Below are 17,117 nucleotides of genomic sequence, written 5' to 3'. Positions count from 1 at the left end.
CCATGGCGGCTGCCCTAGAGCCTGATGTTGTGCAGATTGATCTACTGAAGAGTGAGTTATGGATATCGAGTTTCGCAGGGGGCATGTCTGCAAAGTGGTTCGACGCCTGTTTACCGCATTGGCCTTGTGTGCCACCAACACCCTGGTGCAGGCCGCACCCGCGGCGCCCGCCAGTGTCGGGTTCTGGTACGCCGAGCAGCCACCCTTGCAGGAGCTGGCGCAGTTCGAATGGGCAGTGGTCGAGCCCGGCCATATGGCCAGCGCCGATGTCGCCACCTTGCGCAAGCTCGGCAGCCAGCCGTTCGCCTACCTGTCGGTAGGGGAGTTCGACGGCAACCGCGCTGCCCTGGCCAAGCAGGCCCTGGCCCAGGGCGCGAGCCCCGTGCGCAACAAGGCCTGGGACAGCCAGGTGATGGACATCGCCACCCCGGCCTGGCGCGAACACCTGTTCAAGCGTGCCAAGGCGCTGCAGGACCAGGGCTACGCCGGCCTGTTCCTGGACACCCTGGACAGTTTCCAGTTGCTCCCCGAGGCCGATCGCGAACCGCAACGCAAGGCCCTGGCCTCGTTCCTGCGGGAACTGCACAGCCGGCTGCCCAACCTCAAGCTGTTCTTCAACCGGGGCTTCGAGGTACTGGGCGAGCTCGATGGCGTCGCCTCGGCCGTGGCGGTGGAATCCATCCACGCCGGCTGGGATGCCTCGGCCAAGCGTTACCGCCCGGTTTCCGAAGCCGACCGCACCTGGCTTGAAGGCGAACTCAAGCCGCTGCGCGCACGCAACATCCCGCTGGTGGCCATCGATTACCTGCCGGCCAACCGTCGGGAAGAGGCACGCAAGCTGGTCCGGCAATTGAGCCAGGAAGGCTTTATACCGGTGGTCACCACCCCGGACCTCAACGCCCTGAGCATGAGCACCGTGGAAGTCCAGCCGCGGCGCATCGCCATGCTCTATGACCCGCGCGAAGGGGAACTCTACGATCACGCCGGGCACCGCATGCTCGGTGGCCTGCTGGAGTACCTGGGTTACCGGGTGGACTACTTCCCGGTGGACGACAGCCTGCCTGCCTACAGCTTCGCCGGCCTTTACGCCGGGGTGGTGCTGTGGATGACCAGCGGCCCGCCCGAGGACAGCCGTGCCTTCTATAGCTGGGTCGGCCAGCGCCTGGATGAGCAGGTGCCCCTGGCGATCATGGCCGGCCTGCCGATCGAGGACCGGGCGCTGCTCAAGCGCCTGGGGCTGAACCTGGCGGCGCCGGGGGCTCGCGATGCCCTGCATGTGCTGAGCCAGGACAAGAGCCTGATCGGCGCCTTCGAGGCCCCGGTGGTGGCGCGCAGCCGTGAACTGACCCGCGTGAGCCTGCTGCCCGACGGGCCGAAACCAGCCCTGGTGCTGGGCGATGACAAGGGCGGCAAGTACGTCCCGGTGGCCACCGCCGCCTGGGGCGGCATGGCCCTGGCCCCCTATGTGGTGGAGGCCAATGTGGAGCGCAGCCGCTGGATCCTCGACCCGTTCGCCTTTATCCAGAAGGCCCTGCGCCTGCCGTCCCAGCCACGACCGGACACCACCACCGAGAACGGTCGGCGGATCGCCACGGTGCATATCGACGGTGACGGTTTCCCGTCCCATGCCGAAGTGCGTGGCACCCCGTATTCCGGGCGCCAGGTGCTGGACGACTACATTCGTCCCAACCCGTTCCTGACCTCGGTCTCGATCATCGAAGGCGAAGTCGGGCCCAAGGGCATGTCGCCGTTCCTGGCGCGTGAGCTTGAGCCCATCGCCCAGGAGATCTTCGCCGACCCCAAGGTCGAAGTGGCCACCCACACCTACAGCCACCCGTTCTACATGCAGCCGGAGAAGGCCAAGAAGGACGAGGATTTCCACGCCGAATACGGCCTGCGCCTGAATATCCCGGGGTACAAGACCCTGGATTACAAGCGCGAGATCCTCGGCTCGCGGGACTACATCAACAGCCGCCTGACCACCGCGCAGAAACCGGTGAAGCTGGTCTTCTGGCCGGGGGATGCGCTGCCCAGCGCCGAGACCATCAAGCTGGCCTACGACGCCGGGCTGAAAAACGTCAACGGCGGGCAGACCATCCTGACCAAGGCCAACTCATCGCTCACCGGCCTGTACCCGCTGTTGCGGCCGACCTCGGGCGGCTTGCAGTACTACGCTCCGGTGATCAACGAGAACATGTACACCAACCTCTGGAAAGGCCCGTACTACGGCTTTCGCGATGTGATCGACACCTTCGAGCTGACCGACAGCCCACGGCGCCTGCGCGGCATCCACCTGTACTACCACTTCTATTCGGGTACCAAGCAGGCGTCGATCAAGGCCATGACCGACATCTACCAGTTCATGCGTGGCCAGCAGCCGCTGTCATTGTGGATGAGTGACTACCTGGACCGGGTCCACGGCCTGTACCAGGCAAGCCTGGCGCGGACCGCCAATGGCGACTGGCAGGTACGCGGCATGGACGGCCTGCGCACCTTGCGCCTGGACCCGGCGCTGGGTTGGCCGGACCTCGGCCGCTCGGTGGGGGTGGCCGGGGTGCGCGACTTGCCCCAGGGGCGCTATGTAGCCTTGAGCAGCGATCATGCGCTGTTGGCCCTGCGCCCCGAGCGCGATCCGCGCCCGGCACTGGAGCTGGCCAACATTCCCCTGCGCGACTGGCGCTATGTCAATGACCGGCAGGTGAGCTTCTCCTTTGCCGGCCAGTTCAACCTGGAATTCTCGGTGCGTTCGGCCAGCGCCTGTCGGGTCGAGGTCCAGGGCCAACGCTACGCCGGCAAGTCCGAACAGGGCCTGTGGCATTTCCAACTTCCCATGAAGCAGGTGAGTGATGCCCAACTCCTCTGCAACTAAGGCCAAGGCGCCCAGCGCGCGGCTGCTCAACCCCTGGGCCTTGCTGCTGGTGGCGATCGCCGTCGGCGTGCTGCTGTGGGCAACCTTTCGCAATGAAGAGGCGTTCCGCCCCAAGGGCGGGCAGCCGGACGAAGTGTCGGCCAGCTACGCCGAGGTGCTGCTGGCCGCACACCCGGAAAACAATGAGCTGCGCACCCAGCTGCTCGACCTGCTGATTCAGCTGGGGGACTACCCCAAGGCGGAAAAACACCTGGCCCAGTGGCAGCGGCCCGATCCGGCGCTCAAGGCCTACTACCGCTTGCAGCTTGATGCCCTGGCGCTGAACAACAGCACCGACAGCGCGGCCCTGCAGGCCCTGGCCGAACGTTTCAAGGCCTTTGACTACAAGCCGCTGCCATCGCCACAACTGGAGCGCCTGGCCACTTTGGCCCTGAGCGCCCAGGCCCCGGGGCTGGCGGCGGATGCCTATGCCGAGCTGGCGCGGCGCGACCCGACACGGCGCGAGCAGTGGCTGCCTGAAGCCGCCAAGTGGTACCAGGCCAGCGAACAGCCGGGGCGCGCGGCCGATCTCTATGTGCAGTTGCTCGATGCCAGCCAGACCCCCGAGGCGCGTCGGCAGTTTCTGCAACAGGCCTTCACCACCCTGGTGGCGGCCGATCGCGGCGATCAGGCAGTGGAGCTGCTGGCCCGAGAGCTGGCCGCACAGCCGGACGTGGAATTCGAACCGGCGCTGCTGGACCGCGGCGTGGATGTGGCCGTGGCGCACAACCGCGTGGACCTGGCGGAACAGTTCTTCAGTGCCTGGCGCAAGGTGCAGCCCGACAGCCCGGAAATCCTCGCCAAGGAATTCAAGCAGCGCCTGGCCTTCGGTGACCTGGCCGGCGCCCATGCGGTGGGCCTGCAACTGCTCGAACAGCGGCCGGATGACCCGCAGTTGCTGGAGCAGATGGCCCATCTCGCCGAATGGCAGGGCGACTCGGCCGCCGCCCTGGGCTACTGGATCAGCCTGAGCACGCTAAGCAAGGACCCGGCGCAGTTCGAGCACACCTGGCGCCTGGCGATGCAGACCTACGACTTCGACCGGGGCATCCCACTGCTGGCGGGGATCATGGACAGCCGCGCCCTGACCAACGTCGAGCTCGATGCCCTGGTCTACGCGCAAGAGTCCAGGGGGACGCCCGAGGAGGCAGAAAAGTGGCTGCGCCGCTATGTCGCCAAATACCCGAAACAGCGTCTGGCCTGGGTGCGCCTGTTGCAGAACCTGGAAAACACCGAGCAGTACCCGCAGCGCCTGGTGGTCTGGAAGCAGTTCGCCAAGCGCTATCCGCTGACCAGCACCGAACGTGTGGACTGGGCCAACAACCACCTCAAGCTGTTCGATAGCCAGGGGGCCTGGAAAGTCATCACCGCGGTGGATGGCAACAAGATCAAGGACTTCAACTACTGGCAGTCCCGCGCCGCCCTGGCCTGGGACCTGGAGCTGGACGACGAGCTGCAGCTGGCGCTGGAGAAGATGCTGGCGATCAAGGGCTCGCTCAATACAGGCGACGAAAGCGAGCTGATTGCCCTGTATCGCACCCGCGATCCGCGCAAGGCCCTGCAATTGACCGTCGACAGCTGGCGCCAGGGCCACAGCCCGCAGCGCCTGGTGGCCGCCCTGCAACTGGCCCAGGAACTCCAGGACTGGCCTCTGGTGGTCGATTTGCTCAAGGAAGCCGAGCAGTACCCGGGTGCCAGCGACCAGTCCCAGGTGCTGGCCGCCCGCGCCGCGCTGGCGGTGCAGCAGGGCCAGACCGATCTGGCCCTGCGCCTGTATCAACAGGGCTTGAGCCGCTTCCCGGACGACAACACCTTCCGTGAGCGGCTGCTGTGGCTGTATGTCGATCTGGGCCGCACGGGCGAGATCAAGCCGCTGTTGCAGCAATGGCGCTCCCTGGCCCGCAGTGACAGCAGCCTGTGGCTGCCGTTCGCCGCCGCCAGCCAGTTGCTCGGGCGCAATACCGAGGCCCTGGCCTGGTATCGCCTGTACTTGCAGGCCAACCCCCGGGACTGGATGGTCCAGGCCGCCTATGCCGATGCCCTGGAGGGCGCCGGTTATGCCGATTCGGCCCAGCGCTTGCGCCTGCGGCTCGATCGCCAGGTCAGCCCGGAGCAGATCCGCGCCACGCCCCAGGGCTATGCCACCTGGCTGCGCCTGCTGGCCAGCAGCTATTCGTCACGCAAGGCGCAGAACAAGGCCATGCAATGGCAGGACGGTTCCAAGCCGATGCTGCAGCTGTGGTTCGATCAGTTCCTCGCGCGCCTGGATGACCTCAATCAGTCGGCGCAAAAGGATGAGTGGCTGGCCTGGGCCCGCAGCCGCGGCCTGAAGGTCAGCCGCTACGAGCAGATCCAGGAAGCCCTGCGCGGCAGCAATCGCCAGGCCCTGGAGCGCCTGGTGGCCAGCGGCGACCTGGACCCGGCGCAGCAGGTCGAGGCCTTGAACAGCCTGGGCCGCAGCGGCGAAGCGCTGGCGGTGGGCCTTTCGGCACTGGGTGACGAGCAACCGGCGGCGCTGCGCGAGCAACTGCGCCGCCAGGCCATCGAGATGACGGAGCGCACGCCCCAGGGTATGCAAATCGCCTGGGAGCGCCAGGACTACGGCGGCCTGGTGTTCGACGGCCCGCGCCTGACCGCCGCGCGCTATCTGAACGACAACTGGTACGCCAAGCTGGTCCTGGAGCAGGGCCGCTACAGCGGCGATGTGCTGGATGAGTCGCGCCTGGGCAATGAGACCAACACCGAACTGACCTTGCAGCGCCAGCTGGAGAACGGCAACTACAAGCTGATCTTCGACAGCAGCCTGCGCAAGGACGATGACCGCAACGGCCTGGGTGCCAGCCGCACCTGGCAACTGGACAGCGGCAACGAGCTGGACGTCGGTGCCGACTGGCACCGCAAGAACGAGGACAGCGGATACATGCGCACCTTCGGCCAGCAGGATGATGTCTGGGTGGGCGGCCGGCATCGCTATTCGGCCCGTGACCAGTTGTCCTGGAACCTGGCCCAGCGCTGGTTCTCGACCCGCGGCGGCGATGACCTGGGCAGCGGCCAGGCGTTGAAGATCGAGTTCGACCACACCTTGCAGTTCGAAGGGCCGAACTGGGAATTGCGCAGCGGTATCGACTACCAGCAGAACAGCCTGAACAACCGTTCGCTGCCCGACCTGGCCAATACCCTGGGCGGAGGCATCGATCTGGCCGGGGCCGATCTCGACAATCCGGAGCAGATCACCAGCCAGACCCTGCTGCAGAAGCGCTACGGCCAGCTGTTCTTCGGCAGTTCCTGGCGGCGCGGTTTCCCGGGGGCGCTGAACCGCACGCGGGGGCAATACACCTGGCTGGTGGATGTCAGCACCGGCTGGCAGTGGACCGACAACACCATCAACTACGCCATCAGTACCGGTGTCGGCACCGAGGTGATAGGGGATGACGAATTGGCAGTGACCCTTGGCTACCAGTCCGCGCCGCAAGGCGGGGCAGGCAAGTCCGGGGGCACTGCAGGTGTCAGCTACAGCGTGCGTTTCGGACGCTGATCATGGAATTCAAAGAGGAGTAAACCTTATGCAATCCATTCGTTGCGTGAGTCTGGCAATGGTCGCCTTGCTGATGGCCGGGTGCAGCAGCTTCACCGGGCAAAGCAGCCCCGAGTTGTCCAAGAGTGCGCGCTGGGGCGTGCTGCCGCTGGTCAACTATTCCCAGACACCCCAGGCCGGCGAGCGCAGTGAGCAGATTCTGCTCAGCGTGCTGAGCAGCCGCGGCCTGCAACCCCAGGTCTACACCGGTACGGCGGGGCAGGGCGAACAGGCCCTGCTCGACGACAACGAGCGCCTGGCCGGGGCCATGGACTGGGCCCGGGAGCAGAAGCTCGACTATGTGGTGTCCGGCAGCGTCGAGGAGTGGCAGTACAAGAACGGCCTGGATGGCGAACCGGCGGTGGGCATCAGCCTGCGGGTGGTCGAGGCCGGTACCGGCAAGGTGCTGTGGAGCAATAGCGGGGCCCGCGCCGGCTGGTCCCGGGAAAGCCTGGCCGGGGCCGCCCAGAAGGTGCTCGACAAGCTTGTCGGTGGCCTTCGGATCGAGTGACTGCCATGAACTCTCCACACATGGACTATGCGCTGGCGCCCCGCGCCAGCGGTCCGGCGTCCTGGCTGGAAACCTTTCTGGTGACCGCCCTGGTCATCGGCGTCGGCCTGTGGCTGGCCCCCGAGGACCCCTTGCAGGTGCAGGGCGAGTTTCCCTGGTCGGTGCTGGCGCCGCTGCTGCTGGGGGTGCGCTACGGGTTTGTTCGCGGCCTGATCAGTGCCAGCCTGCTGGTAGCGGCGTTCTTTGCCCTGCGTCATTCGGGGCTGGCGAGCTACGCCCAGGTCGCGCCGTCCTACATTGTCGGCGTACTGGTCTGCGGCATGCTGGTGGGCGAGGTGCGCGACCTCTGGGAGCGGCGTTTGCTGCGCTTGCAGATGGCCAACGAGTACCGCCAGTACCGGCTCGATGATTTCACCCGGGCGCACCAGATTCTGCGGGTCTCCCATGACCGCCTGGAGCAGCGCCTGGCGGGCAGCGACCAGAGCTTGCGCAGTTCCCTGCTGGGCCTGCGTGATCGGCTGCGCGCGGCGCCCAATGGCGGCGACCCGCTGAGCCTGCTGGCCGAGCCGGTGCTGACCCTGCTCGGCCAGTACGGCTCGCTGCGGGTGGCCGGGCTGTACCGGGTGGAGCAGGGCGCCAGTGCGGCGCCACAGCTGAGCCTCTTGGCCTCGATCGGCACCATGGGGCCCCTGGACAGCCAGGACCTGCTGGTGCGTATGTGCCTGGAGCGCGAGGAGCTGGTGAGTGTGCGTGAGGAGCTGCTGGATAGCGGCGCCCAGGCCTCGGTGTCGTCCTTGCAGGCCTGTGTTCCGCTGGTGGACACCCAGGGCCAGGTGCTGGCGATTCTGGCGGTGCGGCAGATGCCGTTCTTTGCCTTCCAGGAACGCACCCTCAGCCTGCTGGCCCTGCTCGCCGGACATATCGCCGACCTGCTGCACCCGGACCCGCAGGTTTTGCAACTGCAGAGCGCCGATGCCCAGCACTTCACCCGCCAACTCAAGCGTTCACTGGTGGATGTCGAGCGCCACGGCCTGTCCGGTTGCCTCTATGCCTTCGAGCTGACCCAGCCCAATGATGAACTGGCGCGGCTGTTCGAGCGTAGCCAGCGTGGCCTGGACCTGCACCTGAGCCTGGCCAATGCACGCGGGCACGAACTGTTGCTGGTGCTGTTGCCGCTGACCAGCGCCGAGGGCGCCCAGGGCTACCTGGCACGCCTGGGCAAGCTGGTCCACGAACACTTCGGCATGAGCGTGGAGCTGGCCGGCCTGGGGGTCAAGGTACTGCCCTACGACCTGGAGTCGGCCCGGCAACGCGATGGGCTGCGTAACTTCCTGTACAACGAGTGTGGCCTGAATGATCAGCAAGTGGCTGTTTAGCGGAGCGCTGTTTTTCGAGATCGGCAGCTGGGCCAGCCTGACGGCGCAGCTGCCCGACCTGCAGACCGCGCTGCTGTATGCAATGACCCATGGCATCGCCTGTGGCCTGCTCACCGCGGCGGTCTGGCTGCTGCTGCCGGCGCGTTATCGCCGGCCGTTGCCATGGAGCCCGCTGTTCATCTTCAGCCTGGCGTTCTTTGTGCCGCTGATCGGGGCCGTCGGGGTGATTGCCGCGATCTTTCCGGCGCTGTACCTGCCGCGCAAGCGCGAGGCGCAGACGTGGCAGGCGGTGGGCATTCCCGACCTGCCGTTTCGCGCTCAGACTCAACTGCATTCGCCCACCTTCGGTGACAGCGGGCTGCAGGATGTCTTGCGTCATGCGCCGGACCCCGACCAGCGCCTGGCGGCCTTGCTCGCCACCCGGCGGATGCCGGGCAAGGAAGCGGTGCCGATCCTCAAGCTGGCCCTGGGTGACCCGAGCGACGATGTGCGGCTGTTGGCGTATTCGATGCTCGACAAGCAGGAAACCGACATCAACCAGCGGATCCAGTCCTCCCTGGAACAGCTGCCCGGCGCGGCGCCGCAGAAGGCCGGAGCCTTGCACGCGACGCTGGCCCGCTGGTACTGGGAACTGGCTTACCTGGGCCTGGCCCAGGGCAGTGTGCAGCAGCACGTGCTGGGCCAGGCCGGCGAACATGCCGAACAGGCGCTGAAGCTGGGGGAGGGCGGCGAGCTGCTGTTGCTGGCCGGGCGCATCGCCCTTGAACGCGGTGACGTCGGCAAGGCGCGCCTGCACATGCACCAGGCCGAGGAGGCGGGCATGGACCCGGCCAAGGTCCTGCCGTTCCGCGCCGAAATCGCCTTTGAAACCGGCCGCTATGCCGAGATTCCCGGGCTGCTGCGAAGCCTGCCGGCGCAAATGCAGCAACGTCCGCCCTTTGCCGGGCTGGTAAGGACCTGGACATGAAGAAAACCCCCGACTCAACCCCCATCGCCGATGTCTGCCTGCTGCTCGAGGGCACCTGGCCCTATGTGCGTGGTGGCGTGTCCAGCTGGATCCACCAGATGATCCTCGGCCTGCCGCAGCTGCAGTTTTCGGTGCTGTTCATTGGCGGCCAGCGCGAGGCCTATGGTCAGCGCCGCTATGAGATTCCGGCCAACGTCGTGCATATCGAAGAGGTGTACCTGGAAGAGGCCTGGCGCAACCCCAGGCACAAGCGCGAGGCCCACAGCGCGTCCCTGGAGGAACTGAGCAACCTGTACCGCTACCTGCACAACCCGCAGAAGCCCGCCGCCGAGCTGGGCATCGAAGTGCTGGCATCCCTGGCCCAGGGGCGCATCACCCTGGACGACGTGCTCTACAGCCGGCCCAGCTGGGAAGCGCTGACCGAAGGCTACGAGCAGCACTGCGCCGATCCGTCCTTCGTCAACTACTTCTGGACCCTGCGCACCATGCAGTCGCCCTTGCTGATGCTGGCCAATGCCGCCCGGCACATGCCGCGGGCCCGGGTGCTGCACTCGATTTCCACCGGCTACGCCGGGCTGGTGGGCTGCATTCTCAAGCAGTTGTGGGGCTGCCAGTTCCTGCTCAGCGAGCACGGGATCTACACCAAGGAGCGCAAGATCGACCTGGCCCAGGCCAGCTGGATCGCCGAAAGCAGCAACCAGGCGCTGAACGACAGCATGGATTCCGGCTCCGGCTATATCCGCATGCTCTGGGTGCGTTTCTTCGAACGCATCGGGCATCTGGTCTATGAAAGCGCCGACCAGATCATTGCCCTGTACGACGGCAACCGCCAACGCCAGATCAAGGACGGCGCGCCCCCCGAGCGCACCCAGGTGATCCCCAACGGCATCGACCTGCAGCTCTGGACCCAGGCCCTGGAGGCCCGGGCCGAAGGCATTGCGCCGGTGGTCGGGCTGATCGGCCGGGTGGTGCCGATCAAGGACGTCAAGACCTTCCTGCGGGCCATGCGCGGGGTGGTCAGCGTGATGCCCGAGGTCGAAGGCTGGATCGTCGGGCCGGAAGAGGAAGACCCGGAGTACGTCGCCGAGTGCCGCAGCCTGGTGGCGAGCCTGGGGCTGGAGCAGAAGGTACTGTTCCTGGGCTTCCAGAAAATCCAGGACATCCTGCCGCAACTGGGCCTGATGGTGCTGACCTCCATCAGCGAGGCCCAGCCCCTGGTGATTCTCGAAGCCTGGGCTGCCGGCACGCCGGTGGTCAGCAGTGACGTGGGCTCCTGCCGCGAGCTGATCGAGGGCGGCGAGGCGGCCGACCGGGACCTGGGGCGGGCCGGGGAAGTGGTGGCGATCGCCGATCCGCAGGCCACCTCCCAGGCGATCATCGACCTGCTGCGCAGCCCCGCACGCTGGCAATCGGCCCAGGCGGCGGGCCTGTTGCGGGTACATCGCTACTACAGCGAGCGCTTGATGCTCGACCGCTATCGCACGCTCTATCACACGGCCATCGGCACCCCACACAAGGAGGCTGTGTAAATGGCCGGCATCGGTTTCGAACTGCGCAAGATTCTCTCCCGCGACTCCTACACGGCGACCCTGCACGCCTATGTCTATGCCGGCCTGATCAGTTCCGGGCCCTGGGTGCTGTCGATCCTCAGCGTGATGCTGGTGGGGGTGATCAGCCTCGGGCTGGTGGTGCCGGAGGTCCTGATCCGCCAGTTCCTGATCACCGTCACCTACCTGATGGCCACGTCGCTGATCCTGACCGGCGGCCTGCAGCTGTTTTTCACCCGTTTCGTGTCCGACCGCCTGTTCGAGCGCAAGTACGAGCAGATCCTGCCGAACCTGGTGGGCGTACTCTTGCTGGTGACCCTGGGCTCCGGGGCGCTGGGCATCCTGCTGCTGGTGACCCTGTTCGACCAGGCGCTGATCTACCGCCTGCTGACCCTGGCCAACTTCGTGGTGCTGTGCAACCTGTGGCTGGTGATCATCTTCCTCTCGGGGATGAAGGCCTATAACCGCATCCTCCTGGTGATGCTGGTGGGGTATGGCTTGATGGTCGGCAGCGCCTTCTACCTGCGCTACATGGGCATGGAAGGGCTGTTGCTGGCGCTGCTGCTGGGGCACAGCACGCTGCTGTTCCTGTTTCTCTACGACATCCTGCGCGAGTACCGGGCCGAGAAGCTGGTGGCCTTCGACTTTCTCGACCGCCGCCAGGTGTTTGTCAGCCTGCTGCTGACCGGGCTTTGCTACAACCTGGGGATCTGGATCGACAAGTTCATCTTCTGGTTCAACCCGGAAACTTCGAGCCAGGTGATCGGGCCGATGCGCGCGTCAATTCTCTACGACCTGCCGATCTTCCTCGCTTACCTGGCGATCATTCCCGGGATGGCGGTGTTCCTGGTGCGCATCGAAACCGATTTCGCCGAATGGTACGACCGCCTGTTCCGTGCCGTGCGCGATGGCGAGACCTTGCAGCACATCGGTTCGCTGAAGGCCGAGATGACCTTCTCGATCCGCCAGGGCCTGCTGGAAATCTGCAAGGTCCAGGGGCTGACGGTGGTCCTGCTGTTCCTCTTCGGCCCGCGCCTGCTGGAGTGGCTGGGGATGTCCAGCTACTACCTGCCGCTGTTCTACATCGACCTGATCGGGGTGAGCATCCAGGTGGTGTTCATGGCGATTCTCAACGTGTTCTTCTACCTCGACAAACGCGCCATCGTGCTGGAACTGTGCCTGCTGTTCGTGGCCCTCAATGCCGCCCTGACCCTGCTCAGCCTGCACCTGGGGCCGAGCTTCTTCGGCTATGGCTTTACCCTGTCGCTGCTGATCTGCGTGCTGCTGGGGCTGACGCGGCTGTCGACGGCGCTGGATGACCTGGAGTACGAGACGTTCATGCTGTCGCGTTGAGGCGTGCACGGGCCCCCTCCAGGCTCGCGTTCATGACGCCAGCGCAAGCCTGGTACAGGGCCGAACGGATCACGGCTCTTTCAGGTAGGCGTTTTTTATCCGCTCCAGCGTGCCGTCCTTGCGCAGTGTCTCGACTGCCGCCTGCAAGTGGCGTACGAGCACCGCATCGCACTGTTTGGAGCAGGCCAGATACAGATCGGTCTTCATCAAGGACGGACTGACCTGCAACGTCCTGTTTGACAGCTTGCGCCAGATAGCTTGCGTTTCGGGAATGCCATTGAACCAGGCATCGACGCGCCCCATCAGCAGCAATTGCGCCGGATTCTCACCAATCTCAAACGGATAAATCTGAGTATCGCTAAAGCCCTCTGCCCGCAGTTTTTGCTCTTGGGCGCTGCCTCGGCCAACGGCGATACGGGCAAAGGTTTCCCGTGCCTGCTGCATGCTCTGGACGCGTTTGTCGAGGCTGAAAAACGCTCTGTCCATGGTCATGATGGGCGCGATCCAGGTGTAATCAGCCTCTCTTTCTGGCGTGCGCGACAGGGGAATGATCAGCTTGTCGACGCCTTTGCGTACGCTTTGCTGGGCTCGTGCCCAAGGCACTTCTATAAAGTGCAGCGTATATCCGGCTCGGGTCGCCGCTTCCAGCGTCGCGTCGCCGAGGATGCCATGCAGGCCGGACGGGTCCAGCATCGATAAAGGCGGCGCTTCGGCGATGTACAGGTCGAAGCTACGGGACTCGGCGCCAGACACTGAGGGCACCCAGGCCGTCAGAACGAGCAGCGTCGTCAGGATCAGCGCCCCCCGCTGGCGCAACGATTGGATCATATGAGTCATGGCAGTAACTCAACAAACAGTGGCATTTCATGCTCTCGGATTAACGCTGCGTATTCGACACGTGCAGAGACCGACCCGCAACGACCTGCAAAACATGCCGCCAAGATTAGAGGGTTATGTGCAGAGACGGTTGGGTTTGACGGATTATTTTGACCGCTGATTGCCATCACCGTTCAGGGCTGGCGCAACCGGTGAGGGCAGCGACTGGTACGCGCTGATACTCACGTTGAACAGCCTTGGGCAGCGCAATATCAGTAGCCTCGCCACTCTCGCCACTCTCGCCTCCCTCTCCAGCCTGGGGCCAGGGTTCTCTGCATGCGCCGTATGAACATGCGGGGCATTTGCGGGACAGCCTTAAGTTTTAGTTAAAACGCTTCAATCAAACTGCTGATTATCATTCGTAATTGGCTGACTCAGACTGCGTTCGTGTCTCCACGCCCCCTGGAGCAAGCAACGAGCGGTCTATGCCAGCCAATACTGCAACAACCCGCAGCCTGTCCTCAGCGAATGTTCCGCTATGACAGCGCTGTCTGCCCCATCATCCGCGGCCGATACGGCCGTTCACTCAGCCTTGGCCTGCTGCCATCTGCTGCTGCAACTGACCCAGGAACGCGTACCGCAAGCCGCGGCCCCGCAACCCCTGGACCCTGACCCTGCGCGGGACCTGCGCCAGGCGGTCAGGGACTATGCACGCAACGCCGGTGTCGATCTGCGCCTGGAACGCCTGGCGCTGACCCGACTGACCCCGAAGATGCTGCCCCTTGCCTGGCGCAACCAGAGCGGCGAATTCATGCTGCTGGCGCGGCTCTCGGACACCCAGGCGCTGGTGCAGCGACCTTCAATGCCGACCCCGGACATGCTCGATCGCCAGCAGTTGGCCGAGCAGTGGAGCGGGGAGGTGATTCGCTTGCGCCAGAGCGGTTTGCGCTTCGATCTGTCCTGGTTCGTACCGGAGCTGCTGCGCCATCGGCGGATACTGGGCGAAGTGCTGCTGTGCTCGCTGTTGCTGCAGGTGCTGGCCCTGGCGACCCCGTTGTTCTTCCAGGCGGTGATGGACAAGGTCATGGTGCACCGGGCGCTGTCGACCCTCGACGTGCTGGTGATGACCCTGGTGGTGGTGGGCCTGTTCGAGGTGCTGCTCAAGGGCTTGCGCGAATACCTGGCGGCGCACACCGCCAACCGCATCGACATCGGCCTTGGGGTCAAGCTCTTGCGCCATCTGCTGGGCCTGCCGCTGCTGTACTTCAAGCAACGCCAGGTGGGGGCGATCATCACCCGGGTCCAGGAGCTGGACAGCATCCGCGAGTTCCTCACCGGCTCGCTGCTGACCCTGTGTGTCGACGTGGCCTTCACCCTGGTGTTTTTTGCGGTCATGGCCTGGATTTCCTGGCCGTTGACCCTGCTGGTGCTGCTGACCTTGCCCCTGTATGCGCTGCTGGCCTGGTTCAGCACCGGCCCGCTGGAGAAGCGCATCGAGCGCCAGTTCTACAGCGCGGCGCGCAACACCGCCTTTCTCAACGAAAGCGTCAGCAGCAGCGAAACCATCAAGAGTCTGGCGGTGGAGCCGCGCATGCAGCGTCGCTGGGAGTCGCAGACGGCACAGATGGTCGAGGCCGGGTTTGCCAGCCAGACCCTGGGCAGCGCCATCAGCCAGACCGTGATGCTGTTGCAGAAAGTCACCGCGGTGGCGGTGATCTGCTGGGGCGCTAGCCGGGTCATCGACCTGCAAATGAGCATCGGCCAGTTGATTGCCTTCAACATGATGCTGTCCCACGTCAGCCAGCCCGTGGCCAAGCTGATCGAGGTCTGGCAGCAGTTCGTCCGGGTGCGGGTGTCGGTGGACAAGCTGGGCGACATGCTCAACCTGCCGGTGGAGCAGGCCGAGGGGGATCTGCGCCCGGCACAGGCGTTGCGTGGCGAAGTGCGCATCGAACAGTTGGTGTTCCGCTACCGTCCGGAACTTGAGTGGGTGCTGCGCGGCCTGGACTTGCAGATCGCCGCGGGGCAGACCCTGGGCATCGTCGGGCCGTCCGGGTCCGGCAAGAGCACGCTGACCCGCTTGCTGCAGAAACTCTACACCCCCGATGGCGGGCGCATCCTGATCGACGGCTTGCCCCTGGATCAGTTGCAGCCGGCCTGGTTGCGCAGCCAGATTGGCGTGGTGCTCCAGGAAAACTACCTGTTCAACCGCAGCGTGCGCCACAACATCGCCCTGCGCCATCCCACCGCCTCCCTGGAAAGCGTGATCGCCGCGGCGCGCCTGGCCGGTGCCCATGATTTCATCCTGCGCCTGCCCCTGGGCTACGACACGGTGCTGGCCGAAGCCGGCAGCTCCTTGTCCGGCGGCCAGCGGCAACGCATCGCCATAGCCCGGGCACTGATGGGCGACCCGCGCATCCTGATTTTCGACGAAGCCACCAGCGCCCTGGATGACGAATCCCAAGCGCTGATCCAGGACAACATGGCGAGCATCGCCCAGGGACGCACGGTGATCATCATTGCCCATCGCCTGTCTGCGGTACGGCATTGCCAACGCATCATCGCCCTGGAACAGGGGCGCATCAGTGAATCGGGCAGCCACCAGCAGCTCTTGGCCAACGGCGGTTGCTACTCGCGCCTGTGGGCGCTGCAACAGGCGCTGTGCAAGGAGGCGTCATGAGGTCCGGTGCACTGTTGTCTCGCTGGCGCCGCGCCTGGCAGCGCCTGGGTGACGCGCGGACGCTGCTCAAGCGCAGCCGCGACGAATACGAGTTCCAACCCGGCTACCTGGAAATTGTCGAGCGGCCACCCGCGCCCTGGGCACGTGGCACGGCACTGCTGCTGATCCTGGCGATCCTGCTGGCCCTGGGCTGGGCGATCCTCGGCTTTCTCGACATTCATGCCAGTGCCGCCGGGCGCCTCATGGTCTCCAGCTACACCAAGGTGATCCAGGCGCACGAGGCGGGTGAAGTTCGGGCCATCCATGTACGTGACGGGCAGCGCGTCAAGGCCGGCGAGGTGCTGGTGGCGCTGAACCCGATCGGCATCGACGCCGAGTTGAGCGAGTTGCGCACGCAACTGGATTTCAAGCGTCTGGAATTGGCCCGGGCCCGTGCACTGCTGACCCCGGACCCCTTGCACAGCTACCAGACGCCTGCTGGCCTGGATGTACAGCAAGCCGCGGCGGCCCGGGAGCAACTGCTCAGTACCTGGAAGGAAATCAGCGCCAACCTGGACAGCCTCAACGCCGAAATCGCCATCAACCAGGCCAATCAAAGGGCCCGGGGCAGCGAGATCAGCGCCTTGGGCAAGCTGGCCAGCAATGTGCGCAAACGGCTCCATGCACGCCGGGCGATGGCCGCCGAACAACTGATGCCCCTGGTGGAATTGCTTGAGCAGGAAAAGGAGCAACTGGACGTCGAGCGTTCGCTGGCCCAGCAGCAGGCCGAACTGCAGGTGCTCAAGGCCCAGGCGCAGAACCGTCGGGAGCAGCGCGACAGCTTCCTGGCCAGGACCCAGCGCGAACAGCATGAATTGCTCAACCGCAGCCAACAGGAGATCGCCGTGCTCGAGCAGCAACTGATCCGTGGCCGCGACCGGCAGCGCCTGCAAACCCTGCTGGCGCCGGTGGACGGTGTGGTCCAGCAACTGGCGGTGCATACCCTGGGCGGCGCCGTGCAAGCGGCGCAGCAGTTACTGGTGATCGTGCCCGAGGGGGCCGAGCTGGATGCCGAGGTCATGGTGCTGAACAAGGACGTCGGTTTCGTCAGGGCCGGCCAGCCCGTGGAGATCAAGGTGGATGCGTTTCCCTATACCCGCTACGGCACCTTGCGCGGCACCGTGGCCCATGTCTCCGGTGACGCCATCAAGGACGAACAGCTGGGGCTGGTGTTCCCCACGCGGATTCGCCTGGAGCGTGCGGCCATTGCCGCGGGGCAGGGCTGGATGCCCTTGCAGGCGGGGATGAGCGTGACCGGCGAGATTCGCACCGGCGAGCGGCGGGTGATCAATTACCTGCTGAGCCCGATTCGCGAGTATCAGTCCGAAGCGTTGCGGGAGCGTTGA

10 protein-coding genes are annotated in these 17,117 nt (G+C 65.3%); 9 read left to right on the top strand and 1 reads right to left on the bottom strand.

All coding sequences use genetic code 11. The features are described from left to right. Positions 1-58: 58 nt before the first annotated feature. Genes AC1RCO_RS05805 through pelG form a run of 7 tightly spaced genes read left to right on the top strand, consistent with a single transcriptional unit; the run spans position 59 to position 12,236 of the window. Positions 59-2,869 (top strand): bifunctional glycoside hydrolase/polysaccharide deacetylase family protein, encoded by a 2,811-nt coding sequence (locus tag AC1RCO_RS05805; protein WP_015635589.1) that lies wholly within the window; start codon positions 59-61, stop codon positions 2,867-2,869. Continuing rightward, the gene (locus AC1RCO_RS05800; protein WP_492617495.1) at positions 2,847-6,443 is read left to right on the top strand and encodes a tetratricopeptide repeat protein; all 3,597 of its coding nucleotides are present in this window, start codon (positions 2,847-2,849) and stop codon (positions 6,441-6,443) included. Before AC1RCO_RS05805 ends, AC1RCO_RS05800 begins: the two co-directional genes overlap by 23 nt. Before the next feature lie 28 nt (positions 6,444-6,471). Next, positions 6,472-6,993 carry a transporter gene (locus AC1RCO_RS05795; RefSeq protein ID WP_011061262.1) on the top strand — a complete coding sequence of 174 codons (522 nt, stop codon included), beginning with the start codon at positions 6,472-6,474 and terminating at the stop codon, positions 6,991-6,993. A 5-nt stretch (positions 6,994-6,998) separates the two neighbouring features. Next, complete coding sequence (locus AC1RCO_RS05790) at positions 6,999-8,369, top strand: PelD GGDEF domain-containing protein (protein WP_015635591.1); 1,371 nt, start codon at positions 6,999-7,001, stop codon at positions 8,367-8,369. Next, positions 8,347-9,336, top strand: coding sequence for a HEAT repeat domain-containing protein (locus AC1RCO_RS05785; RefSeq protein ID WP_011061264.1), 990 nt, complete (start codon positions 8,347-8,349; stop codon positions 9,334-9,336). The genes AC1RCO_RS05790 and AC1RCO_RS05785 overlap by 23 nt, the downstream gene beginning before the upstream one ends. Beyond that, positions 9,333-10,865 (top strand): GT4 family glycosyltransferase PelF, encoded by a 1,533-nt coding sequence (gene pelF / locus AC1RCO_RS05780; protein ID WP_015635593.1) that lies wholly within the window; start codon positions 9,333-9,335, stop codon positions 10,863-10,865. The genes AC1RCO_RS05785 and pelF overlap by 4 nt, the downstream gene beginning before the upstream one ends. After that, positions 10,866-12,236, top strand: coding sequence for an exopolysaccharide Pel transporter PelG (gene pelG / locus AC1RCO_RS05775; protein ID WP_011061266.1), 1,371 nt, complete (start codon positions 10,866-10,868; stop codon positions 12,234-12,236). It abuts the gene before it with no gap. Positions 12,237-12,305: 69 nt separating this feature from the next. Here pelG and AC1RCO_RS05770 read toward each other — a convergent pair whose 3' ends face one another. Next, entirely contained in the window at positions 12,306-13,073 is a 768-nt protein-coding gene (locus AC1RCO_RS05770) for a substrate-binding periplasmic protein (protein ID WP_492617494.1), read from the bottom strand. Between the two features lie 517 nt (positions 13,074-13,590). Between AC1RCO_RS05770 and AC1RCO_RS05765 the strand changes: the two genes are divergently transcribed. Both AC1RCO_RS05765 and AC1RCO_RS05760 read left to right on the top strand, forming a co-directional pair. Then, positions 13,591-15,732 (top strand): type I secretion system permease/ATPase, encoded by a 2,142-nt coding sequence (locus AC1RCO_RS05765; protein ID WP_401400057.1) that lies wholly within the window; start codon positions 13,591-13,593, stop codon positions 15,730-15,732. Beyond that, positions 15,729-17,117, top strand: a complete 1,389-nt coding sequence (locus tag AC1RCO_RS05760; protein ID WP_015635596.1) for an HlyD family type I secretion periplasmic adaptor subunit — start codon at positions 15,729-15,731, stop codon at positions 17,115-17,117. The genes AC1RCO_RS05765 and AC1RCO_RS05760 overlap by 4 nt, the downstream gene beginning before the upstream one ends.

Source organism: Pseudomonas sp. GW823-FHT03E05 (assembly GCF_058796855.1).
The sequence above is the reverse complement of the archived record's forward strand: the minus strand, read 5'-3'. Positions and strand labels throughout refer to the sequence as shown.

Bases quoted from the DNA above. Each gene is read 5' to 3' on its own strand.
- AC1RCO_RS05770 (WP_492617494.1), bottom strand. From the start codon at position 13,073: ATGACTCATATGATCCAATCGTTGCGCCAGCGGGGGGCGCTGATCCTG.
- pelF (WP_015635593.1), top strand. From the start codon at position 9,333: ATGAAGAAAACCCCCGACTCAACCCCCATCGCCGATGTCTGCCTGCTG.
- AC1RCO_RS05765 (WP_401400057.1), top strand. From the start codon at position 13,591: ATGACAGCGCTGTCTGCCCCATCATCCGCGGCCGATACGGCCGTTCAC.
- AC1RCO_RS05800 (WP_492617495.1), top strand. From the start codon at position 2,847: ATGCCCAACTCCTCTGCAACTAAGGCCAAGGCGCCCAGCGCGCGGCTG.
- AC1RCO_RS05805 (WP_015635589.1), top strand. From the start codon at position 59: ATGGATATCGAGTTTCGCAGGGGGCATGTCTGCAAAGTGGTTCGACGC.
- AC1RCO_RS05760 (WP_015635596.1), top strand. From the start codon at position 15,729: ATGAGGTCCGGTGCACTGTTGTCTCGCTGGCGCCGCGCCTGGCAGCGC.
- AC1RCO_RS05790 (WP_015635591.1), top strand. From the start codon at position 6,999: ATGAACTCTCCACACATGGACTATGCGCTGGCGCCCCGCGCCAGCGGT.
- AC1RCO_RS05785 (WP_011061264.1), top strand. From the start codon at position 8,347: ATGATCAGCAAGTGGCTGTTTAGCGGAGCGCTGTTTTTCGAGATCGGC.
- AC1RCO_RS05795 (WP_011061262.1), top strand. From the start codon at position 6,472: ATGCAATCCATTCGTTGCGTGAGTCTGGCAATGGTCGCCTTGCTGATG.
- pelG (WP_011061266.1), top strand. From the start codon at position 10,866: ATGGCCGGCATCGGTTTCGAACTGCGCAAGATTCTCTCCCGCGACTCC.